This window comes from Duganella sp. 1411 (assembly GCF_017833525.1).
Classification (GTDB): domain Bacteria; phylum Pseudomonadota; class Gammaproteobacteria; order Burkholderiales; family Burkholderiaceae_D; genus Rugamonas.
This window is the reverse complement of record NZ_JAFICD010000001.1, coordinates 1,505,749-1,525,913: the sequence shown is the minus strand read 5'-3', so window position 1 is coordinate 1,525,913 and position 20,165 is coordinate 1,505,749. Positions and strand designations below refer to the sequence as shown.

At 66.9% G+C, this 20,165-nt stretch carries 24 protein-coding genes; 2 read left to right on the top strand and 22 right to left on the bottom strand.

Annotation, left to right across the window (positions count from 1 at the left end):
• Nucleotide 1: 1 nt before the first annotated feature.
• From JOD97_RS06110 to flgB, 5 genes are read right to left on the bottom strand one after another with little or no spacing between them, the layout of a single operon-like run.
• Complete coding sequence (locus tag JOD97_RS06110; RefSeq protein WP_209714266.1) at nt 2-727, bottom strand: flagellar basal body rod protein FlgF; 726 nt, start codon at nt 725-727, stop codon at nt 2-4.
• Nucleotides 728-741: 14 nt separating this feature from the next.
• A complete protein-coding gene (locus JOD97_RS06105; protein ID WP_209714264.1) occupies nt 742-1,983 on the bottom strand; it encodes a flagellar hook protein FlgE in 1,242 nt (413 codons plus the stop codon).
• Nucleotides 1,984-2,004: 21 nt separating this feature from the next.
• On the bottom strand, nt 2,005-2,676 hold the full coding sequence (locus tag JOD97_RS06100; protein WP_209714262.1) for a flagellar hook capping FlgD N-terminal domain-containing protein: 672 nt from the start codon (nt 2,674-2,676) through the stop codon (nt 2,005-2,007).
• Between the two features lie 3 nt (nt 2,677-2,679).
• On the bottom strand, nt 2,680-3,102 hold the full coding sequence (flgC, locus tag JOD97_RS06095; RefSeq protein ID WP_209714260.1) for a flagellar basal body rod protein FlgC: 423 nt from the start codon (nt 3,100-3,102) through the stop codon (nt 2,680-2,682).
• 56 nt (nt 3,103-3,158) lie between these two features.
• Nucleotides 3,159-3,521 (bottom strand): flagellar basal body rod protein FlgB, encoded by a 363-nt coding sequence (gene flgB / locus JOD97_RS06090; RefSeq protein ID WP_209714258.1) that lies wholly within the window; start codon nt 3,519-3,521, stop codon nt 3,159-3,161.
• Between the two features lie 302 nt (nt 3,522-3,823).
• Between flgB and flgA the strand changes: the two genes are divergently transcribed.
• Nucleotides 3,824-4,423, top strand: coding sequence for a flagellar basal body P-ring formation chaperone FlgA (gene flgA, locus JOD97_RS06085; protein ID WP_229264198.1), 600 nt, complete (start codon nt 3,824-3,826; stop codon nt 4,421-4,423).
• Here the strand turns inward: flgA and JOD97_RS06080 are convergent.
• The 17 genes from JOD97_RS06080 to JOD97_RS06000 all read right to left on the bottom strand — a co-directional run bounded on the left by JOD97_RS06080 (nt 4,404) and on the right by JOD97_RS06000 (nt 18,620).
• Nucleotides 4,404-5,180, bottom strand: a complete 777-nt coding sequence (locus JOD97_RS06080) for a glycoside hydrolase family 73 protein (protein WP_209714254.1) — start codon at nt 5,178-5,180, stop codon at nt 4,404-4,406. The two genes, flgA and JOD97_RS06080, sit on opposite strands and share 20 nt — an antisense overlap.
• The gene (gene flgN / locus JOD97_RS06075) at nt 5,167-5,604 is read right to left on the bottom strand and encodes a flagellar export chaperone FlgN (RefSeq protein ID WP_373999797.1); all 438 of its coding nucleotides are present in this window, start codon (nt 5,602-5,604) and stop codon (nt 5,167-5,169) included. The genes JOD97_RS06080 and flgN overlap by 14 nt, the downstream gene beginning before the upstream one ends.
• Nucleotides 5,601-5,876, bottom strand: coding sequence for a flagellar biosynthesis anti-sigma factor FlgM (locus tag JOD97_RS06070; RefSeq protein ID WP_209714252.1), 276 nt, complete (start codon nt 5,874-5,876; stop codon nt 5,601-5,603). The genes flgN and JOD97_RS06070 overlap by 4 nt, the downstream gene beginning before the upstream one ends.
• A 38-nt stretch (nt 5,877-5,914) precedes the next feature.
• Nucleotides 5,915-6,931, bottom strand: a complete 1,017-nt coding sequence (locus JOD97_RS06065) for a flagellar motor protein MotB (RefSeq protein ID WP_373999796.1) — start codon at nt 6,929-6,931, stop codon at nt 5,915-5,917.
• Nucleotides 6,915-7,835: a flagellar motor stator protein MotA gene (motA, locus tag JOD97_RS06060; RefSeq protein ID WP_209714248.1), complete on the bottom strand. Its 921-nt coding sequence runs from the start codon at nt 7,833-7,835 to the stop codon at nt 6,915-6,917. The genes JOD97_RS06065 and motA overlap by 17 nt, the downstream gene beginning before the upstream one ends.
• A 53-nt stretch (nt 7,836-7,888) precedes the next feature.
• Nucleotides 7,889-8,623, bottom strand: coding sequence for a FliA/WhiG family RNA polymerase sigma factor (locus tag JOD97_RS06055; protein ID WP_209714246.1), 735 nt, complete (start codon nt 8,621-8,623; stop codon nt 7,889-7,891).
• Between the two features lie 26 nt (nt 8,624-8,649).
• Nucleotides 8,650-9,150: a flagellar basal body-associated FliL family protein gene (locus JOD97_RS06050; RefSeq protein ID WP_373999795.1), complete on the bottom strand. Its 501-nt coding sequence runs from the start codon at nt 9,148-9,150 to the stop codon at nt 8,650-8,652.
• Nucleotides 9,151-9,166: 16 nt separating this feature from the next.
• Nucleotides 9,167-10,624, bottom strand: coding sequence for a flagellar hook-length control protein FliK (locus tag JOD97_RS06045; protein ID WP_229264197.1), 1,458 nt, complete (start codon nt 10,622-10,624; stop codon nt 9,167-9,169).
• A complete protein-coding gene (locus tag JOD97_RS06040; protein WP_209714242.1) occupies nt 10,621-10,938 on the bottom strand; it encodes a hypothetical protein in 318 nt (105 codons plus the stop codon). The genes JOD97_RS06045 and JOD97_RS06040 overlap by 4 nt, the downstream gene beginning before the upstream one ends.
• The gene (fliS, locus tag JOD97_RS06035) at nt 10,931-11,320 is read right to left on the bottom strand and encodes a flagellar export chaperone FliS (RefSeq protein ID WP_209714241.1); all 390 of its coding nucleotides are present in this window, start codon (nt 11,318-11,320) and stop codon (nt 10,931-10,933) included. Before fliS ends, JOD97_RS06040 begins: the two co-directional genes overlap by 8 nt.
• A gap of 61 nt (nt 11,321-11,381) precedes the next feature.
• The gene (gene fliD / locus JOD97_RS06030) at nt 11,382-12,794 is read right to left on the bottom strand and encodes a flagellar filament capping protein FliD (RefSeq protein ID WP_209714239.1); all 1,413 of its coding nucleotides are present in this window, start codon (nt 12,792-12,794) and stop codon (nt 11,382-11,384) included.
• 179 nt (nt 12,795-12,973) lie between these two features.
• On the bottom strand, nt 12,974-13,414 hold the full coding sequence (locus JOD97_RS06025) for a flagellar export protein FliJ (protein ID WP_209714237.1): 441 nt from the start codon (nt 13,412-13,414) through the stop codon (nt 12,974-12,976).
• Nucleotides 13,411-14,721, bottom strand: coding sequence for a flagellar protein export ATPase FliI (fliI, locus tag JOD97_RS06020; RefSeq protein WP_209714235.1), 1,311 nt, complete (start codon nt 14,719-14,721; stop codon nt 13,411-13,413). The genes JOD97_RS06025 and fliI overlap by 4 nt, the downstream gene beginning before the upstream one ends.
• Entirely contained in the window at nt 14,718-15,428 is a 711-nt protein-coding gene (gene fliH / locus JOD97_RS06015; RefSeq protein ID WP_209714233.1) for a flagellar assembly protein FliH, read from the bottom strand. Before fliH ends, fliI begins: the two co-directional genes overlap by 4 nt.
• A complete protein-coding gene (locus JOD97_RS06010) occupies nt 15,425-16,471 on the bottom strand; it encodes a flagellar motor switch protein FliG (protein ID WP_209714231.1) in 1,047 nt (348 codons plus the stop codon). The genes fliH and JOD97_RS06010 overlap by 4 nt, the downstream gene beginning before the upstream one ends.
• A complete protein-coding gene (fliF, locus tag JOD97_RS06005) occupies nt 16,455-18,218 on the bottom strand; it encodes a flagellar basal-body MS-ring/collar protein FliF (protein ID WP_209714229.1) in 1,764 nt (587 codons plus the stop codon). The genes JOD97_RS06010 and fliF overlap by 17 nt, the downstream gene beginning before the upstream one ends.
• Nucleotides 18,219-18,266: 48 nt before the next feature.
• Nucleotides 18,267-18,620: a flagellar hook-basal body complex protein FliE gene (locus JOD97_RS06000; RefSeq protein ID WP_209714227.1), complete on the bottom strand. Its 354-nt coding sequence runs from the start codon at nt 18,618-18,620 to the stop codon at nt 18,267-18,269.
• Nucleotides 18,621-19,280: 660 nt separating this feature from the next.
• On the opposite strand from JOD97_RS06000, the gene JOD97_RS05995 reads away from it, so the two are divergent.
• The gene (locus JOD97_RS05995; RefSeq protein ID WP_209714225.1) at nt 19,281-20,165 is read left to right on the top strand and encodes a FliM/FliN family flagellar motor switch protein; all 885 of its coding nucleotides are present in this window, start codon (nt 19,281-19,283) and stop codon (nt 20,163-20,165) included.

Below are 20,165 nucleotides of genomic sequence, written 5' to 3'. Positions count from 1 at the left end.
CTTAGCCGCTGATCAGGCGGTTACCGGTTTCGGCCATCGAATCGCTGGCCTTGAACAATTTCATCTGGATTTCGAAGGTGCGGTTCAGGCTCATGGTGGCGACCATTTCCTCCACCGCCGACACGTTGCTGCCCTCGAGGTGGCCGGAACGGATCACCACGGTCGGGTCGGTCGGCAGCGGCACGCCGGAGCGCGCCACCAGCAGGCCGGCCTCGTTCTTGGTCAGCTCGGACGCCTCGGCCTTGACCAGGCGCAGCTTGTCGACCGTCTGCATGGTGGTCGTGCCCGGATTCTGGATCGAGATGGTGCCGTCGGCGCCGATGTCGATCTTGCTGTATTCGGGCAAGGTGATCGGGCCGCCTTCGCCCAGCACCACGTTGCCGTTGATGCGCAAGGTGCCGTTCTCGTCGAGCGCCATGTTGCCGGCGCGGGTGTAGGCCTCGCCGGTCGGACCGTCGACGGCCAGGAAGCCGACGCCGGAGATGGCGACGTCGAGTTCGCGGCCGGTGGCCTTGAGCGTGCCCTGGCGGGTCGACACCGAGTTCGCCTGCAGCTGCGACATGTGGCGGTCGTCGTAGCCGTAGCCCTGCACCGTCTGCGCCGTGGCCAGCTCCATATTGGCGCGGAAGCCGCCGGTGTCGATGTTGGCCAGGTTGTTGGCCCGCACCTGTTGTCCGCGCAGGGCCCGTTCGGCCCCGCTCACCGCTGTGTAAATCAACGCGTCCATGGTTCAGTCGTTCCTTAGATCGCTTGCATCAGCGATTGCAGCATGGTGCTCTCGGTCTGGATGACCTTGGAGTTGGCCTGGTAGTTGCGCTGCGACGTCATCAGGCCGACCAGCTCGGACGTGATGTCGACGTTGGACTGCTCCAGCGACGAGGTGTTGATGTTGCCGCCCATGCCCACGCCGGGCGCGTTGACCAGCGGCGTGCCCGAGTTGACCGACTCGATCCAGCTGGTGCCGTCGATGGCCTTGAGCGAGCCCTCGTCGGGGAAGGTGGCGATGGCCAGGCGGCCGACGCTTTGCTTCTGGCCGTTGTTGTAGCTGGCGATGACGGAACCGTCGGTGCCCAGCGCGACGCCGGTGAAGGTGCCGGCCGCGTAGCCGTCGGCGGCGTTGGCGGTGGTGGTGGCCTCGCCGGCGAAGCCGGTGGTGCCGGTGTAGTCGATCGTCACTTTCCCCAGCTTGGCGCCGTTGGCCGGGGCGGGGGTGAAGGTGGTCAGGTCGAGCAGGAAGGAGCTGCCGGTGGGCGCGGTCAGCTGGCCGGTGGTGGTGTCGAACTTGAGCGCGACGGCGGCGGTGGGGCCGCCCACTTCCGTACCGTCGAGCACATAGTGGACGTCGACGCTGTCGGCCGTGCTGGCGGTGCGGGCGAAATACTGGGTCAGCGTGTGTTTGCCGCCGAGCGTGTCGTACAGCACCGATGCCTTCGACATGTTGAACATGGACGGGTCGGGCGTGGCGGTGGGGGTGGCCGCGACCCAGGCGGTGGCCGGCGCGGTCCAGTCGGCCGACATGTTGCCGACGTAGTTCATCTTGGCCGAGGCCACGGCCGGGATCGAACCGGTCGGGATCGGCACATCGCCGAGGGCGCCGAGCGTGGTGGTGCCGGTTTTGATCGGGTAGCCCTGGACCTTGCGGCCGGTGGCGTCGACCAGGAAGCCGTCCTTGGAGGCGTCGAAGATGCCGACGCGGGTGTATTCGACCTGGCCCGAGTTCTGGTTCTTGGTGATGAAGAAGCCGCGGCCGTTGATCGAGGCGTCGAGGCCGCGACCGGTGTTGAGCACGCCGCCCTGCTTGCCGATGCTTTGCGTGGTCGAGCCGATCATCACGCCGGTCTGGACGTCGCCCGAGACCAGCGACGAGAAGTTGGCGCGCGACGACTTGTAGCCGTAGGTGCCGGCGTTGGCGATGTTCTGGCTGGTGCTGTTCAGCGATTCGTTGATGGCCTGGATGCCGGACAATGCGATATCGAAACTCATGATGGGGTCCTTAAGTAAAGATTATTGAATCGCCGAGGCGGATTTGCCGTTGAAAGCGGTGATGGCGGTCGGCGCGATCTCGCCGACGTTGGCCACGCTGAGCACCACGCCGCCGGCGGCCGACAGGCGCACGCTGTTGAGGCGGCCCTGGATGTCGAGCGGCGGGGTTTCCTTGGAACTGGTCTCGACGGCCATCTTGTAGGTGCCGGCCGGGATCTTCAGCGCGGCCGGGTCGATCGTGAACGGCACCGTGCCCGGCGCCTGCACGCCCAGCTTGACCGTGTACTTGGTGCCGTCCTCGCCCGTGAGCACGACGTTGGTGGCGCTGCTGGAGGCGCCCAGCGTGGTCTGGCCGGCGACGGCGGTCTTGCCGTCGAGCTTGACGGAGCTGGTCTCGGCCATGACGTCCGAGCCGACCTGCGCGCCCAGGGACAGCACTTGCATGCTTTGCAGCACGCTCGAGTTGGCGCTGGTGAGCGAGGACAGGCTTTGCAGCGCCTCGGTCTGCGACAGCTGGGTCAGCTGCTGGACGAACTGCGACGGATCGGTCGGCGACAGCGGGTCCTGGTTCTGGATCTGCGCCACCAGCAATTTGGTGAACATGTCCGACGAGGCGCTGGCGGCGTTGCCGGTGACGCTGGTGCCGGTGTTGGCGGCGCCGTTGGCGCTGTTGTTGAGGAGACTGACTGCCATGGCTTAACCTTCAGCGAGTTTGAGGAGGGATTGCTGCATGCCGCGGATGCGGCCCAGGACTTCGACATTGGTTTCGAAGGCGCGCGAGGCCGACATCATGTCGGCCATCTCCGCCACCTCGTTGACGTTGGGGTAGAACACCATGCCCTCGGCGTTGGCCATCGGGTGGCCCGGCTCGTAGACCTTGCGCAGCGGCTCGGCCGACTCGACCACGTCGAGCACCTGCACCTTGCCGCCGGCCTGGGTGTCGCCGTCGAAGCTGTCGCCCATGACGGCCGAGAACACCGGCTTGCGGGCGCGGTAGGTGTCGGCCTCGTTGCCGGTGACGGAATCGGCGTTGGCCAGGTTGCTGGCGATGGTATTGAGGCGCACGGTCTGCGCCGCCATGGCCGATCCTGCGATATCGGAAATGTTTTTAAAGGACATGGGTTACTCCGTGGTTGATGCGGGCGAGGGGACCACTTGCGGCCGGCACGGCGCGCTCACTGGCCATTGATGGCCTTGGCGATGCCGCGCAGGCGCATCGTCACAAACGTCAGGCTGGTCTGGAAGTCGGAGGCGTTTTGCGAGAACGCGGCCTGCTCGACGCCGATCTCGACGGTGTTGCCGTCGCGGGTCGGGTGGTAGGGCACGCGGTACATCGACGCGGCCTCGTCGTCGCCGCCGATGTCGCCGGCCGCCTCGGCCTGGGTGTTGGCCAAGGTGGCGGCGAAATCCATGTCGCGCGCCTGGAAGCCCGGCGTGTTCTCGTTGGCCAGGTTGGTGGCCAGGATGCGGGTGCGTTCGGCACGCAGCTGCAGCGTGTCGGCGTGGACCCCTGCCGCTTCTTTGAAGTTAATGCCCATGATCTTCCCCTGTCCCAATTGCTGCTGCTACGCTAAAAAACGGTGTTGCATGAGTGCAAAACATGTCGGCCAATGTAAAATGACCAAACGGCGGTTTAACTAGCACCGCTCTCCGCATCATAGTAGAGGTATTGCCCATGTTCAACAAAAGTATTGTAACTGGTTTAGGTGGAATGTTGCTGGTTAGCACAACAATTTTTAACACTTCGGCCGCCGCTAGCCCCACAAACGCCGAGCAGGTGCCGGTTTTGGTCGAGGCCGCGGCGCGTCAACATGTGTTGCGCTGGGCAGACAGTAGCGGTTTGATAGAGCCTAAATTCGAGCTCGCCGTGGTGCGCGGCAGCCGCCCGCTGGCCGCCTGCGGGCAGGGCGTCACGGTCGAGGCGCTCGACACGCGGGTGCCGAGCCGCATGAAGTTCGCGGCCGTGTGCAGCGCCGGCGCCGGCGCCGGCGCGCCCGGCTGGCGGTACGAGTTCGTGGTGCGCGCGCAAATGTCGGCGCGCATCGCCATCGCGGCCAACGACGTGCCGGCCGGTAAAGTTATCGCCGATGAAGATGTGTTGCTGGAACGCCACGATATCTCGAATATCGCCGATCCGGTGTCGGACCCGCAGGACGTGGTGGGCATGAGCGGCAAGCGTTCGCTGCGCGCCGGCGAGGTGCTGCGCCTGGCGCTGCTGGCGGCGCCGACCCTGGTCAAGCGCGGCGAGGCGGTGCGCATCGTCGCGCGCAACGAGCAGGTCGAGGTCAGCATGGGCGGCGAGGCGCTCGACGCCGGCGCCAAGGGCAGCCTGGTGCGGGTGCGCAACGCCAGCGGCACCATCATCCGCGCCAAGGTGACCGCCGCCGGCACGGTGCAGCCGGCCGACATGCCGGTCACGATCAATCCGCGGAACGAGTGACGGCGGCGCCGCGCTGCAGCTGGGCCGCCAGCTTGCTCAGCTTGTCGGCGTAGGTGGGGTCGGTGGCGTAGCCGCCGCGCGCCAGGCCGCTGGCGAAGGCGCGCGCGTCGCTGCCGGTGTTGAGCGCGGCCTGGTAGCGCGGATTGCTCGAGAGCATATCGGCGTAGTCGCGGAAGGCGCTGGCGGTGTCCGGATAGCTGCGGAAGCGCTCGGTCTTCTTGAGCATCGCGCCCTGTTCGTATTCGGTGGTCGTGGCGGCCGCCACGGCGCCGCGCCAGTTGCCGCCGGCCTTGATGCCGAACAGGTTGTTGGTGTCGGCGCCGCCCTTGCGCAGCGGTTGCTGGCCCCAGCCCGATTCGAGCGCGGCGTGGGCCGCCACCACCTCGGGCGAGACGCCCAGCTTGCTGCCGGTCTCCTCCGCCCATGGTTTGATGGAGGCCAGGAATTGTTTCTGGATATCGCCGTCGACCCCTTGATGGTCGGCGCCGCCGTCGATCGCGCCGTTGGCGCGCTGCAACGCCATCGCCTGCAGGCTCAGCGCCTGCGACGGGGAGGGCGCCGGCTCGTGGAAGCCGCCGCCGCCATGGCTGATGAAGGCGCTGACGTCCTGCTGCACCTGGCGGAAGGTCGCGGCGAAATTGCCGCCGCCGCCGGAGGCGGCGAAAGCGCCGATGGCCGCGACGGGGCGGCTGGCGGTCATGTTCGAGACGGTGGCGGCGGTCGGTGCCGTCGCCGGTGTTAGGTCAAGCTGGCGCATAAAGTTGGTCCTCGCCATGCAGCACGCGCTGCATGATGGTGTGCTGTTCCAGCAGCAAGTCGCCATTGCGCTTGCTGAGACGCTTGCATTCAACCACCATGGTTTCCAGCGTCTTCCAGTCGGACTCTATTTTCTCCCGCGCCGGATGTTTCAGCAAGGCAAATGCCTGGTCCATGTTGGCAGTTGGACCAAGTAAACGTTGCGCGAGCGCAACGCGCAGGGCGCGGCGCTGCTGCAAGGTGTCGACCAGCGCCGAAATCGCCTCGGCCGCCTGGCCCAGCTGCGTCGCCTGGTGGCGCAGCGCGGCGTGGAATTGTTGTTCGAGCAAGTCCTGCAGCGCGGGGTAGGCGCGCAGGTCGTCGGCGATGCCGGCCAGCAGCGCGCGCATGGCGTCCTGGCGCGTCATCGCGGCCACATTGCTCACTTCTCGCTCCCGTGGAAGCGCTGGATCAGGCCGGCCAGCTTGGCCGGGTCGAACGGCAACTCGCCCTTGGCCAGCGCGTCGCGCAGCATGTCGACCTTTTCCTGGTCGATCTCGGGCATGTCGCGCATCGCCTGCAGCGCCGGTTGCATCACGGCCGATTGCAGCGGCGCCGGCGCCGGGGCGGGCGCGGCGGCCTCGCCGGCGTCGACCGGGGCGCTGTCGGCGACGCGCTGGACGGCCATGCCGTCCGGGGTGGATGTCGTGATTCTCATACGTGTGCCTCTGCTTGGCTTGGTTTCCATACGATATCTTAGTTGTGGCCGCTGCGACGCGGATCGCGCGGCGGCGGCGGGGTGGCGCCGCCGCCGAGCGAGTTGCGCAGTTTTTCCAGCAGGCTGGGGTCCGGCAGCGCCGTGTTGATGTCCTCGTTGAGTGGGCTCGAGCTGTCGGGCATGCCGAACATCGCGGCGATGGTCTTGGCCTGCGCCGTGGTCAGGATCAGCAGCTCGATGCGGCGGTTGACGCCGGCGTCGGCGCGCTTGGTGTCGAGCGGCGCGCGGTCGGCCATGCCGACCACCTGCAGCACCGACTCCGGGTTCATGCTGCCGGCCAGCAGCTGGGCGCGGGCCGACATGGCGCGGTTCGACGACAAGGTCCAGTTCGAGAACGCGGCGTAGCTGGTGTCGGCGTACTGCAGCGAATCGGTGTGGCCGACGATCAGCATCTGGTTCTCCATCTGCTTGAACAGCGGTCCCATCTTGCGCAGCAGCGCGCGGAACTTGTCGGTCGGCACGGCGCTGCCGCGCACGAACATGCCCTGGCGGTCGGTGTCGTGCAGCATCACGCGCAGCCCGTACGGCGTGATGATGGATTCCAGGTTGGAGGTCAGGCCGAAGTCCGAGCTCATCTTGGTGAGCGCCTTCGACAGCGCGGCCAGGTCGTTCGGCGACTCGTACTTGACCTTGGCGCTGGTGACGACCGGCTCCGGATCGCCCTCGGCCTTTTTCTTCTCGCCCGGCTCGTCGGTGGTGCCGAAGTGCGGCATCGGGTAGCGGTCGATCAGGCTGCCGCGCGGGCCGCCGACCTGCTGCGGCATCACGCCCTTGCCCTGGTCGGTCTTGGCGCCGTCGGCCTCGGTGAGGATTTGCTCGAGCGACTCGGTGTTGCGGGCCGCCATCAGCCACAGCACCAGGAACAGGCACATCAGCGCCAGGCAGAAGTCGGCGAACGCTACCTTCCAGGCGCCGCCGTGGTCGTCGTGCTTGTGCTTGCCGCCACCGCGCTTGACGATGGTCTGGTCATGCCCCTTGTCATGCGGCTTTAGCACCACGGCCTCCACGACGCGAGCTGTCATCGGCTGGGGCGTTGTCGCGGCCTTCCAGGTCGTTGATCCAGCGTTCCAGCTGGGCGAAACTAGGTTTGATGTTCAGCGCCACCAGGCGGCGGCCGGCGTCGATCGCCAGCAGCGGCGGCTTGCCGGCCACGTGCGTGACCAGCACCACCTTGACGGTTTCCTTGTTCGAGCCCTCGGAATTGACCAGCTGCTTCATCATGTTGCACAGCGGGTCGATCAGGCCGTAGCAGAAGAAGATACCGATGAAGGTGCCGACCATGGCCGCGCCGACGTGCTCGGCGATCTCGCCCGAGGTGGCGCCCTCGTTGACGGTGTTCATGGTGATGACGATGCCCAGCACGGCGGCCAGGATGCCGAAGCCCGGCATCGCCTCGCCGATCTTGCCGAGCGACTTGGCCGGCTGCTCGAGCTCGGTGTGGATGGCTTCCAGTTCCTGCTCCAGCACGCCTTCGAGCTCGTGCGCGTTGATCTTGCCCATGGCCATCAGGCGGAAGTTGTCGACGATGAAGGCCAGCAGTTTCGGCTCCTCCAGCACGCGCGGGTAGCGCTGGAACAGCGGGCTGTCCTTGGGCGCCTCGACGTGGGCGTCGAGCGCCTTGAGGCCGCCGGCGGCCAGTTGCAGCAGCTCGTACATCAGCAACAGCAGCTGGCGCTGGAACTCGGAGTCGTACTTCTTCTTGGTGATGATCTTTTTGATCTGGGTCATCATCTCCTTGAGCACGTGGGTCGGGTTGCCGATCACCAGCGCGCCGAAGCCGGCGCCGGCGATGACGATCAGCTCGATCGGCTGCCAGATTTGATGGAACGCCCCGCCCATCATGAAGAAGCCGCCGAAGACGCTGCCTAGAACGATGAGGATGCCGACTATTTGCTGCATGATGATTCGCCTTTCCGCGTCATTTACTAAATCCTGTTGCAAGCCTGAACGATTCAGGCCTGCAGCACGGCTTTCATTTTGCCCAGCGCCGCCTTGTTGAGCTGACAGACGCGGGCGTCGGTCAGGTCCAGCACGGCGGCGATTTCCTTGTAGCTGAGCTCGAATTCGTAATACATTTGCACGACCCGCTGCTCGCGCTCGTCGAGCCCGCGCAGCGCCTGCTCCAGGCTGCGGCGCACCATCAGCTGGTCCTCCGGGCTGGGCGCGCTGTCGCTGCTGACGGTGTCCTGCAGGATCTCGTCGAAACTGGCGATCAGCTCGGCGTTCTCGTCGAGCTGGTAGGCCTGGTAGGCCTCGGCCGTCAAGCCCAGGCCGGTCATGATCTCCTGCTCGCTCGGTTCGCGGCCCAGCTTGCGGGTCAGCGCGCGCACCGCGTCGCGCAGCTTGTGGCTTTGCTGGCGCACCGCGCGCGGGCGCCAGTCCTGGCGGCGCAGCTCGTCCAAAATGGCGCCGCGGATGCGCAGGCTGGCGTAGCTGCCGAAGGCGCCGTCGGGCTCGCCGTAGCGGCGCAGCGCCTCGAGCAGGCCCATCAGGCCGATCTGCTCCATGTCGTCGCGGTCGATGGCGCCGGCCACCTGCGAGTTGAGCTGGCGCACGATGCGCTTGACCAGCGGCGCGTACGCGAGCAGGTGCTTCTGCTCATCGGCCGCGCTGTGCATGGCCGGCGCGCTGCCGTCCTCGCTGTAGCCCTCGGCATACGCCTCCGCCAGTTGCTCTGTGTATGCCATGCCCGCTCCACTGGTGTTCATCCGGCCTACTCGATGATGAGTTTACCGATCATGACTTCGGAAAAGGGTTTTTCCCTGCCTTCATGCTCGTACGTTTCGTCGAACGCCTTGTTCAGCTCGGCCGCGAACTGGTCGATCGTCATCAGCTGCGCGGTGGCGATCGGCAGGTTCGACAAGGTGCGAACGGCAACGCTGCGCAACATCGGCAATTGTTCCTTGGCTTCCTTCTCGGTCTTCGGGCTGGTGCTGATCACCAGGTCGGCCGACATGTAGTGCGACGCCGTGTCGCCCGGTTGCCGCTTGAGCATGATGATCACCTTGTCCACCGTCAGGTACTTGGGCGGCACGTCATCCTTTTTTTCTTCCTTCTTGGCCACTTTCTTGGCCTTGTCCTTGGCGTCCTTGCCATCCTTGCCGTCGTGCGCGTCGGCCGTGGCGGCGTCGCCCTTGGACATGTACCAGACCGCGCCGCCGGCGGCGGCGGCGCCGACCACCGCCACCAGGGCGAAGATGACTATCATTTTCATGTTCTTCATCGACTCGTTACTCCTGCTCGGACGTCATGGCGAAGAGGGCGGCGGCGCCGTCCTCGGACAGCGCGCGGCCCGGCGTGCGGCCGTCGTTTTGCTCGCGCTGCTGGCCGTTACGCCCGCCGCCGTCGGCCTGCGACTGCGCCTGGCCCTGGGCGCGGGTCGACGCCACGGTGACCGCGACGTCGGTGAACTGGCGCGTCGACAGGTCCTGGCGCACGCTGTCGCCGATGGTGTTGAGCTGGCGCACCACCTCGCTGTTGCTGGCCGTCAGGTTGACCTGCAGCGAGCCGGCGCTGTGGCGGATCGAAATCTCGATGCTGCCCATGTTGGGCGGTTCCAGGCGGATCACCGCGTGGTCGTTGTTGCGTTGCAGGTTCACCTGCAGGCGCTCGCCCAGCGCCTGGCGCAGCGGCTGCTGCCATTGTTCCGGCGTGCCGGCCAGCTTGACGGTGGTGCCCGCGGCGGCCGGGGCGGCGGGCGCGCCCGCCGCCAGGCCGACGCCGCCGTTGTTGGCGGCCGGGGCCGCTGTCGTGGCGCGGTGCTCGTCCTTGGCGGCGCCGCTGGTGGCCAGGGTGGCGCCGGCGTCGGCGGCCGGCGCGGCGGCGGGCGCCTCGGCGGCGCGCTGCGGCGCGCGCGGGACGGCGGCGACGGCCGGTTGCGGGGCGCCGTCGGCGGCCACCGGTGCCGGCGCGGCGGCGGCGACCTCGGTGTCGGCGGCCGGCGCGTCGGTGTTGTTGGTGTTGCCCGGCCGGGCCACGGCGACCTGGGCGGCGGCGAGGTGGTAGACGCCTTGCGTGGCGGCGCCCGCAGTCTGCTGCTGGGCGGCGGCCTGCGCCGTCGCGGTGACGTTGACGGCGACGTTGACCGCCGCCAGGTTCAGGCGCGTGGCCGAGGTGTTCAAGGTGGACACGGCGCTGACCGCGTCGCCGCGGGCCGGGTCGGCGGCGGCCGGCGTGGCGGCGCCGAGGTTGAGCATCGAGGTGATCATCGCCGGCAGCGTGTCGGCGCCGTTGGTGTCGCCGGCGGCGGGCTGGGCGACGGCGGCCTGGTTGGCGTGGTCGGGCGTGGCGCTGGCGGCGCCGTCGTCCCGGGTCACCGCGATGTCGGCGAAATCGATCAGGCGTGCGAACGGCGCGGCTGCGGACGCGTCCACCGCCGCTTCGTCGTCGCGCTCGTCCGCCTGGTCGGCCTGGTTGGTCTGGCTGGCCTTGCCGCTCTTGGCGGCCGGCGCGGCGCCGTTCGATGGCGCGCTACGGGCCGGCGCCGGGCCGGCCGGCGCCTTGGCCGGCGCGCTCGATGCGGCCGCCGCGCTGCGCTGGGCCTGCTGGCGGGCCTGCGCACCGTTGTTGTCGGCGCGTTCGGGCTGGCCGCGATTGACCGCCACCGGGGCGGTGAAATCGGCCTTGGCGGCCTTGGCCGCCTGCTCGGCGGCGCTGGTGCGGTTGACGCTGTTCATACTGATGCTCATGCTTGAATTCCGTTTTCTGCGTGTTCGCTGTCGAGGGCATAGGCCAGCCAGCCCTCTTTGTTTGCCTGCATTTCGTGCAGGCGACGCCCCAAATCTTCGGTGGCGAGGTTGCAACGTTTTACCGCCTCCTGGTGCATCTGATGCAGGGCCGACAGGGCGGCGCGCTCGGCGCCGCTCCATTTGCCCTGCGCCGCCATCTGCGGCAAGGTCGCCGCCATCAGCGTGTTGAGCGCCGCCAGCAGCTTCCAGTCCTCGGCGGCGATGGCCGCGCTCATCTTCTTGGCCATCTGCAGCAGGGTCGCTTGCCTATCCATTTTTGGCCTGTACGCCCAGCCAGCCTTTTTTGATGGTCGTCAGCAAGGTCGTCACTTCGTCGATGATGGTCGGGTCGAGGCTGACGCCGGCCGTGTACAGGCGCCCGGCGCAATAGTCGTACAGGCGGCCGAGGTTTTCGACGACCTCGCCGCCGTTGTCGAAGTCCAGCGAGCTCGACAGGCCGTTGATGATGTCGGTGCACTTGTTCAGGCTGATCGCCTTGAGCTCGTACCGCTTGCCGACGATGTGGCCGCGCGCGCGCGCCAGTTCCTCGAGCAGGCCGTCGGTCAGCACCAGCACCAGCTCGATCGGCGACGCCCGTGCCACCTGCGCGTCGAGATTGGTGGAGTGGTAACTGCTGTAGGCTTCGTGGTTCAACATGGGGTTCACCGTACGGGTAGAATCCGCGGCACGATTGCCGCGGGGGGATGCTGTTTCAGGATTAGTTGTTGCTGTCGGACGAGAACATCGCCGTGAACATGTTCGACGTCGACGTCATCGACGCCTGCAGCGACTGCAACGCGGTAAATTGCGCCAGATATCGCTTGTAGGCGTTGTTGAACTGGTTTTCCACCGTCACCAGGCGGTCGGCGACGTCGCTCTGCTGCTTGGTCGCGGCCGACTTGCGGGTGCTGAGCAGGCCGTTGGCGGAGTTGGTCCAGCTGCTGACCAGCTTGTTCATGGTGCCCATCACGCCGGTGCCGCCGTTGACGGCGGTGTGGCCGAACAGCGTGTCGATGGCGGCCGGGTTGGCCGCCACGGTCTTGTTCAGGCGGTTGGTGTCGAGCGACAGCATGCCGTCGCGGCCGGCGCTGATGCCAAAGCTGATCAGCGACTGGCCGCCGCTGGCGGCGCGCAGCGCCGTGTTGAGGCGGTCGCGCAGCGAGGCCACGCCGGCGTCGCCGTGCAGCGCCGCGTCGGCCGAGGTGGCCGTTGAATCGGTGCCCGACACCGGCGTGTGGTCGCCGGCCGCCGTCAGCGTGTTCATCACGCCGAGCAGCGTGTTGTAGGCGGTGACGAAACTCTGGACGTTGGCGGCGGTGCCGCTCTTGTCGGCGGCGACGGTCATCGTCACCGGCGCGGCGTTGGCCGCCTGCGCCTGCGTGACGGTGAAGCTGACGTCGTCGATGGCGGTGATGGTGTTGGACGCCTGCTCGATCTTGGTGCCGTTCTGGCCGCCGATCCAGACGATGGCGTTGCTCGCCGCGCTCAGCACCGTCTGGGCCGACAGGTCGGCCTGCAGCGCCGGATCGCCCAGGCCGGCGACGTCGATCGACGCGACCGCGTTGTCGGCGCCGGTCTTGGTCGAGGTCAGCACCAGCTTGGACACGCCGTTGACCGTCATCGTCGAGGCGGTCACGCGCGAATTGTTGGTGGCGGCGACGTTGACGGCGGCGGCGATCTCCTTGGCCGTCAGCTTGCCGTCCATGTCGCTGTCGGCGTTGGTCAGCGCGACCTGGAAGGTCGAACCGTCGGCCAGCGCGATGTTGAGCGAGCCGGCGTTGGTGGCGACGCTGTCGGCGACGTTGTAGGACACCTGGCCGGCCGTGGCCAGTTGCTCGACATAGAAGGAATAGGTGCCGGCCACCGCTTTCGAGTTGGCGGTGGCGGTGGCGACGGCCGTGTTGCTCACGGTGGCGGCGTTGGCGGTCACCGTCTTGGTGCCGCCGCTCAAGGCCGACAGCGCGGTCTGGAACGCGCTCAGCGCCGATCCGAGCGTGGACAGCGCGCCGGAGGTGGCCTTGGCCTTGGCGGCCTGGGCGTCGAGCAGCGCCTTGGTCGGCGCGACATAGGCGTTGGCCAGGTTGGTGGCGGTGGTGGTCGGGTCGTAGGTCGGACTGCTGATGACTGCCATGATCTTGCTCCTGGAAAGGATAAATGAAGTGTACCTTGATACAAGGCGACCCTAATCGTTTCCGTATGAAAATATTTCTAACTTTTTTTTAGGTGTTGCAAATGTGTCGCGCGGGCCCCGGGAATGTGTCCCAAAGCGCATCAATGACGCGCCGACAACAACTTGACAAGCCGCCAAGATTACCCGGGCGTTTTCTGCCCGCGCAGCCAGGCCTGGGTTGCCAGGTCGTCATGTTGCTTGCGCTCCTTGGCGTCCTGCTGCTTGAGCACCACCTGCTGCTGCGTGACCAGCACCTTGCCCAGCACCTCGCGCTTGGCCCAGGCGGCGTTGAGGGCCTGCTGCGACACCGCCATGTCGGCCTCGTGCATGTGCAGGTCGAGCCGGTGGCTGTCGGCCATCTGCATCACGGCCTGCTTGTAGTCGCCGCAGTTGCCGGCCAGCGCAGGGTGCAGGTTGCCGCTGGCGCCGCTGTTGGTGTACAGGCCGGTCAGGCGCTCGAGGTTCTTCTGGTAGCGGTCGCGCAGGTTTTGCTTTTCCGCCATCACGGTTTGCAGGCGCTCGACCTCGGTGTTGCGCAGCGCCACCAGGGTGGTCAGGTTACGGATGTTGTGTTGGCTCATGTCATCAGCTTTTCAAGTTCACTTACACACGGCGCGAACGGCGCTTCTTCCTTGGTGCCCTGGCACAGAAAATCTTCCACCTTGGGGTGCAGCATGACCGCCTTGTCGGTGATCGGGTCGGCGCCGGGCACGTAGGCGCCCAGCGGGATCAGGTCGCGCACGCGGTTGTGGCGCGCCATGCTCGACTTGAGCGCGCGCGCGGCCAGCATGTGTTCCTGCGTGATGACCTGGCTCATGCAGCGGCTGATCGAGGCGCCGATGTCGATCGCCGGATAGTGGCCGCGCTCGGCCAGTTCGCGGGTCAGCACGATGTGCCCGTCGAGCACGGCGCGGGCGGTGTCGACCACCGGGTCCTGCTGGTCGTCGCCCTCGGCCAGCACGGTGTAGATCGCGCTCATCGAGCCGGTCTGGTTTTCGCCGTTGCCGGCCGATTCGACCAGCTGCGGCAGCGCCGAGAACACCGACGGCGGATAGCCCTTGGTGGCCGGCGGCTCGCCCAGCGCCAGCGCCACCTCGCGCATCGCCATCGCGTAGCGCGTCAGCGAATCGACCAGCAGCAGCACGTTCTTGCCCTGGTCGCGGTAGTGGGCGGCGATCGAATGGCACAGCTCGGTGGCCATGATGCGCATCAGCGGGCTCTCGTCGGCGGGGGCGATCACCAGCACCGCCTTGGCCAGGCCGTCCTTGCCGAGCGACATGTCGACAAATTCGCGCACCTCGCGCGAGCGTTCGCCGATCAGGCCCACCACCACCACGTCGGCCACGGTCTGCCGCGTCATCAGGCCCAGCAGCACGGACTTGCCGACGCCGGAGCCGGCCATCAGGCCGACCCGCTGGCCCTTGCCCAGGGTGAGCATGGAATTGATGGCGCGCACGCCGACGTCGAGCGGCTCGGTCACCGGTTTCTTTTTGAGCGGATGCACGCGCGGCGGCTGCGGGTCGAGCGGATAGTCGCCGCTCAGTTTGCCCAGGCCGTCGATCGGTTCGCCCAGGCCGTTGACCATGCGCCCGAGCCAGCCGGAGCCGATCTGCAGGCTGATTTTTTCGGGGGAGGGCAGCACGCGCGCGCCGGTGGTGAGGCCGACCGCTTTTTTGAACGGCATCAAAAAGGAAAGCTTGTCGCGGAAGCCGACGACCTGGGCGTCGAGCCACTCGCCGCCGACTGTCTCGATTTGGCAACGCTGGCCGGTGTGCATCGGGCAGCCGACGGCCTCGAGCAGCAAGCCCGAGGCGCCGACCAGGCGGCCCGTCGGGGTCGCCATCGGCACGGAACCGAGCTCCAGATTGCGTAGCGCGTCAGCGATCACTCTTCCGTCTCCGTCTCGTCGCCGCCGTCGGCCGCTTGCAGTTGATTATCGACCTGTTCCATGACCGCCGCAAGCCGTTGATGGCAGCCGGCGTCGACTTCGTTGTCGCCGGCCTTGATGCGGCATTCGCCCACTTCCAGGCGGGCGTCGGGGATCAGGTTCCAGCGCTTGGAACGCTTCGGATCGAGCTCGGCGATACGCTTCAATTCCTCCGGGTTGAGGAAGACGTCGATCTCCTCGCGCGTCGGTGGCATCGATGCCAACGTTTCCTCGACCAGGGCCATCAGCTGCACCGGTTGCAGCGCCAGCTCGGCGCGGATCACCTGGCGCGCCACCTTGGCCACCAGGTCGACCACTTCCTTGCGCTGGGCGGCGCGGTAGTCCGAGCGCAGCTTTTTCAGGCTCTTGAGCATGGCGTCGACCGGGCGCGCCATCTGGTCGTAGGCGACCAGGGTCTCGTGGCGGCCTTCCTCGCGGCCCTGTTGCTGGCCGGCGCTGCGGCCGGCCTCGAAGCCGTCCTCCTGGCCGCGCGCCAGGCCGATCTCGTAGCCGTCGCGCTGGCCCTGTTCGAAACCCTCGCTGACCGAGGCGGCCCACTGGGCGCCGCCGTCGCCACCCTGGTTGTGGCCGTTCGCCACCGCGCGCTGGTGCGCCAGGTTGGTGAATTGCGCCAGCGGCGGAAAACGGTAGACGCGGAATTGCTTCATTCGACCACCTGTTCGGCGAACAACTGGATCTCGATCTCGCCGCCGTCGGCCAGCGCCTTGACGGTGGCCATGATCTCCTGGCGCGTCTGCTCGATGCGCGACATCGGCATCGGGCCGGCGCGGCGCATCATGTCCTCGAACGCCTGGGCCTGGCGTTTCGGCATGGTCTTGAGGATGGCGTCGCGGATCGACACTTCGGCGCCCTTGAGCGCGATGGCCCACTGCTCCAGCGGCACTTCCTCGATGATGCGGGTGATGGCCACCTCGGACTGGTTGCCGAGGATGAAGAAGTCGTACATCGACAGCTCGATCTGGGCCACCACCTCGGGGTCGTGGGCGCGCAACAGCTCGACCATCTGCGCGCGGTTGCTCGGCAGGCGGTTGAGGATCTCGGCGGCCTGGCGGATGCCCTCGACGCTGGTGCTTTGCGAGTCGAACGAGCTCAGGCAGCGAACCACCAGGTCGTCGAGCTCCTGCAGCAGGTCGCGGTCGATCTCGTCGAGGCGCGCCAGGTTCAGCAGCACCAGGTCGCGGCCCTCCTGCGGCAGCGCGTCGATGATCTGGCCGGCCAGCGCGGCCGGCAGGAAGGCCAGGAACACCGATTGCATCTGCACGTGCTCGTTGGAGATGTATTCGGCCAGCCACTTCGGCGAGGCCCACTGCAGGCGCGCCATCTTGGGCCGCAGCTCGTCGCCGTAGATGTTGTTGAGGACGGTGTTGGCGAGGTCGCCGCCGAGCGCCAGGTCCAGCGAGCGCTTCAGGTAGCTGCGCGAGGCGCCGTGCACGCCGGACTGCTGGCGGTAGTCGTCGAAGAAGGTTTGCATCGCCGTCTTGACCGACTCGACCTTGATGCCGCTCATGCGCGACATCACCTGTGTCACCTCGAGCAATTCCTCGCGGCTCAGGCAGCGCAGCACGGCCGCGGCCGGCTCCTCGCCTATGCTCAACAGCACGATCGCGGCCTGTTCGACCGGCGACAGCTTGGCGGCGCCGTGGGCGTATTCGGACTCGTCCGATTCCTGGGGATTATTGAGTTCGGCCATTTTTCTGCATCCATTGTTTGACGACTTCGGCTACGCGTTCCGGTTCCTTGGCGGCCAGCACCTTCAAGTGGTCGACCATGACGTCGACCGCCGAGCCCGGTGGTGGCAGATCGTAGTTCTCCAGCAGCGGCACCACCGGCATGCCCGGCTGGGCTGCCGCACCGGCCAGCGCCGGCGCCGCGCCCGGCGTGCCCGGCGCGGCCGCGCCCGGCAGGGCCGGCAGCACGCCGTCCTTGGCGTCCTTGGCTTCCTTGGCGGCCGCCACGGCGGCGGCCTCGGCGGCGCGGCGCTCGCTGGCGACGCGTTTGAGTTCCTGCGGATCGGGCGTGAAGCGCACCGTCACCAGGCGCAGCAGCGGACGCAGGATCAGCAGGTAGCCCAGCAGCAGGGCCACGCCGTAGATCACGTACGAGCTGATGTCGACGATGTTGTCGCGCTCCTCCCACCACTGGGTGACGGCGGCCTTGGGCGGGAAGTTCATGGCCGACACCACCAGCTGGTCGCCGCGCGCGGCGTCGATGCCCAGGCCGTTGCGCAGGATCTTGTCGATGTTGGCGATCTCGGCGGCGCTCCAGCCGGTCTTCGGCGTCGGCGCGGCGGCCTGCGCCAGCACCACGGCCACGCTGAGCTTTTGCAGGCGGCCACGGCTGCGCTTGGTCTGGGTGATGCTGCGGTCGTAGGCGTACTGGCGCGTGGTGGCGTTCTTGCGCGCCGTGCCGTCGCCGGGGCTGGCCGGGTCGGTGGCCGGCTTGGCGGCGTCGGCCGGGTTGGGGTTGGCCGGCGGCGGCCGGTTCGACAAGGTGCCGGGCACGCCCATGGCCATCCGGTTGCGGTCCTGCTCCTCGCGCATGGCCTCGCTGGTGACCTTCGGATCGGCGCCGAATTTCTCCACCGTCTCCTCGATCTTGTCGTTGTCGACGGCGGCCATCACGCTGAGGCGGAAGTTGTCGTCGCCGATGACCGGTCCCAGCAGGTTCTTGACGTTGGCCTTGACCTCGTCCTGGATGCGCTTGCCGTTCTCGTTGCCGGCGCTGCCGGCGTCGAAGCCCTCGGTCAGGTCGATGTGCGACGACAGCAGGTTGCCGCTCTGGTCGACCAGGCTCACGCGCTGCGGGCTGAGGCTGGCGACGCTGCCGGCCACCATGTTGACGACGGCGGCGATGGCCTCCGGCTGCAGGGTGCGGCCCGGCTTGAGGGCCACCACCACCGAGGCCGACGACTTGTCGCCGTCGGACGACACGAACGAGGTCGACTTGGCGATCGACAGGTGCACGCGGGCGTGGGCGATGGCGTCCATGGTCATGATCGACTGCGCCAGCTCGCCCTCGAGGCCGCGGCGGAAGCGCACGTCCTGGACGAACTGCGACACGCCCAGCGGGTCGTTCTTGTCCATCAGTTCGAGGCCGGCCGGTAGCTGGGCGGTGACGCCCTTGGCCGCCAGCAGCATGCGCACCTTGCCCAGCATCGACGCCGGCACCAAGACCTGGCCGCTCTCCGGATGCAGGCGGTAGGGGATGTGGTCGGTGTCGAGCACGGTCATCATGTCGGACGCGGAGACTTTCTCGCGGGCGCCGAACACCGGCTTGTAGCCGGACTGGTCGTTCCACAGGTACATCAGCACCAGCGCGGTCACGCCGATCGCCAGCAGCAGCAGCGGATACAGGTTCTTGAGCAGGTTCGGTGGCAGCGACATGGCGGCCGGGCTGGTGCGCCAGCGACCGAAGGCGGTCTTGATGGTGTTGATCACGTTGATTGCTTTCGCGTTGTGGGTGCGCGGGTGGTAGGGTGACGGCGGTTACAGCGGCAACTTGATGAGCTCGTCGACGGCGCCCATTACTTTGTTGCGTACCTGCATCAGCATCGAGAACGACAGGCTCGCTTCCTGGCTGGACAGCATGGCGCCGACCAGGTCGTCGCTCTTGCCGGAATCGACATCGGCCATCTTCTGGCCGGCGGCGGCGTCGCCCTCGTTGACCTTGCCGACCGCGTCCTTCATCGATTGCGCGAACGAGAAGGCCGGGTGGGCCTCGCCGCCGGCCTGCAGGTTGAACTGGGCGGCCGGCGCGATGGCGCCGTGGCCCAGCGTTTGCGCCGCGTTGGTCAGCGACGCCAGATCGGCCTGAATCAGGCTGGAGAATCCATTACTCATGCTTGCTACCTCCTGTTGCGTGGGTGGGCGCGCCGCGCCGTTCCCACCTGTCTACCATATCGAGATTGCCGGTCACCAGCAAGCTCCGCGTTGCCAAACCGGCGCTTGCCGGGCCCGCCACGCCGCGTCTATCGCATTCGTGCTACACATCCGTTTTGCATGTCACAGTCTGGAGGGGGCGAGGGCGATGGCGGTGTCGGCCGAACCCTGACGGGGCAGTGGTGTCGGGCGGTGTCGGGCGTCGGGAAAATGTCACGTTTTGAGCCTACCCTGGTTAAATGTTCGCGCCGCCGGCCGGGGGACCGCTGCAAAGTGTTTTCTCAGAGAAAATACCGTTATAAATCATTTACTAAGGGCTGTTTGTTAAGGTTTGTTGCGTTGCAGCGATTGCTCTATGAGGCTGCGTTCAGCTTACCGGCTAGCAATATTCTTGTAAAGGTTTATTTGCCCTACGTAAACATCCTGCGACAAATATTGTCCCATAGTAATAATGTGAATTTTGATGTATGCTGCGACTAGCGATCCCGCCCGAGTTTGGCTATGCTGTTGCAACGCGCTAAATTTTGCGCCGGAACTAGCCAGTTTTTAGCTGGATAGTGCGATGATGGAGGAGTATGAAGAATTACCCGACCCGGCCCTAACACCCGACCTGGCCCTAACATGACAACCACCAAACAGACCGCGCATCATCAGGTCCTCGATCCTTGCTTGCTGGGCCGTCCCGTGCACCTGCTGCATATCTTCGCGGCGCAGTTGCGCGACGACCTGACGCAGGCCATGCGCCTGAACATGAACCGCCGCTACTGGGGCGGGTTCCGGGTCGATGACGTGCAGTTCACCCGCTTCGACGGCGAACAGCGCGGGCGCTGGTTGAGCTTTGCCGCCCCGGCCGGGCACATCAGCTTCTCGCTCGAGCGCAAGGTGTTGCTCAGCGTACTCAACTACCGATACGGCAGCAGTGGCAAGTCCGACAACAGCCAGGCCGTTATCGACGAGGACACGGTGCGCGTGACCGCCACCGAGGAGCGCCTCGCTGTGGTTTTGGGGCAACAGTTGGCCGGCACCCTGGCCGGCCGCATCGAGCTCAACCTGCCGGCGGTCGACAAGCCGGCCGCCGCCGAAGGCGTGGACGACGGCGCCGATACCGAATTCAAGCCGGCGCCCGGCGCGCCGCCGCCCAAGGGCAACTGGACCATCACCGTCACCGTGGCCGACCACGCCAGCGGCGCCACCGGCCAGTTCTGGTTCGCGCTCGACAAGGCGCTGATGGCCAGCGTGCTGCGCGGCCTGTTGCGCGACCGCGACGGCGCCAAGAAGCCGCAGGCCGCGCCGCCGCTGGCGCAGCGCCTGCAGGTGGGCTTGACGGGCCGCCTGGCCAGCAAGGAAGTGCTGCTGGGCGCGCTGTACGACCTGCAGGTTGGCGATGTCATCCCCATCAGTCTGAGCAGAGCCGACGTCCTGCTCGAGGATTCCCGGCTGTTTACCGCGGCCGTGACCGAGCACAAGGGCAAACTCTGTCTAACCTCCTTTGAAGATGTCGAATAA

Coding starts and splice junctions, on each gene's coding strand:
- JOD97_RS06080 (WP_209714254.1), bottom strand. CDS start 5,180: ATGCGCCAGCTTGACCTAACACCGGCGACGGCACCGACCGCCGCCACC.
- JOD97_RS06055 (WP_209714246.1), bottom strand. CDS start 8,623: ATGGCATACACAGAGCAACTGGCGGAGGCGTATGCCGAGGGCTACAGC.
- JOD97_RS06100 (WP_209714262.1), bottom strand. CDS start 2,676: ATGGCAGTCAGTCTCCTCAACAACAGCGCCAACGGCGCCGCCAACACC.
- JOD97_RS06105 (WP_209714264.1), bottom strand. CDS start 1,983: ATGAGTTTCGATATCGCATTGTCCGGCATCCAGGCCATCAACGAATCG.
- flgC (WP_209714260.1), bottom strand. CDS start 3,102: ATGTCCTTTAAAAACATTTCCGATATCGCAGGATCGGCCATGGCGGCG.
- JOD97_RS06110 (WP_209714266.1), bottom strand. CDS start 727: ATGGACGCGTTGATTTACACAGCGGTGAGCGGGGCCGAACGGGCCCTG.
- fliS (WP_209714241.1), bottom strand. CDS start 11,320: ATGTTGAACCACGAAGCCTACAGCAGTTACCACTCCACCAATCTCGAC.
- JOD97_RS06045 (WP_229264197.1), bottom strand. CDS start 10,624: ATGAGCATCAGTATGAACAGCGTCAACCGCACCAGCGCCGCCGAGCAG.
- flgB (WP_209714258.1), bottom strand. CDS start 3,521: ATGGGCATTAACTTCAAAGAAGCGGCAGGGGTCCACGCCGACACGCTG.
- JOD97_RS06000 (WP_209714227.1), bottom strand. CDS start 18,620: ATGAGTAATGGATTCTCCAGCCTGATTCAGGCCGATCTGGCGTCGCTG.
- JOD97_RS06040 (WP_209714242.1), bottom strand. CDS start 10,938: ATGGATAGGCAAGCGACCCTGCTGCAGATGGCCAAGAAGATGAGCGCG.
- JOD97_RS06050 (WP_373999795.1), bottom strand. CDS start 9,150: ATGAAAATGATAGTCATCTTCGCCCTGGTGGCGGTGGTCGGCGCCGCC.
- JOD97_RS06025 (WP_209714237.1), bottom strand. CDS start 13,414: ATGAGCCAACACAACATCCGTAACCTGACCACCCTGGTGGCGCTGCGC.
- JOD97_RS06070 (WP_209714252.1), bottom strand. CDS start 5,876: ATGAGAATCACGACATCCACCCCGGACGGCATGGCCGTCCAGCGCGTC.
- fliD (WP_209714239.1), bottom strand. CDS start 12,794: ATGGCAGTCATCAGCAGTCCGACCTACGACCCGACCACCACCGCCACC.
- JOD97_RS05995 (WP_209714225.1), top strand. CDS start 19,281: ATGACAACCACCAAACAGACCGCGCATCATCAGGTCCTCGATCCTTGC.
- motA (WP_209714248.1), bottom strand. CDS start 7,835: ATGCAGCAAATAGTCGGCATCCTCATCGTTCTAGGCAGCGTCTTCGGC.
- fliH (WP_209714233.1), bottom strand. CDS start 15,428: ATGAAGCAATTCCGCGTCTACCGTTTTCCGCCGCTGGCGCAATTCACC.
- JOD97_RS06010 (WP_209714231.1), bottom strand. CDS start 16,471: ATGGCCGAACTCAATAATCCCCAGGAATCGGACGAGTCCGAATACGCC.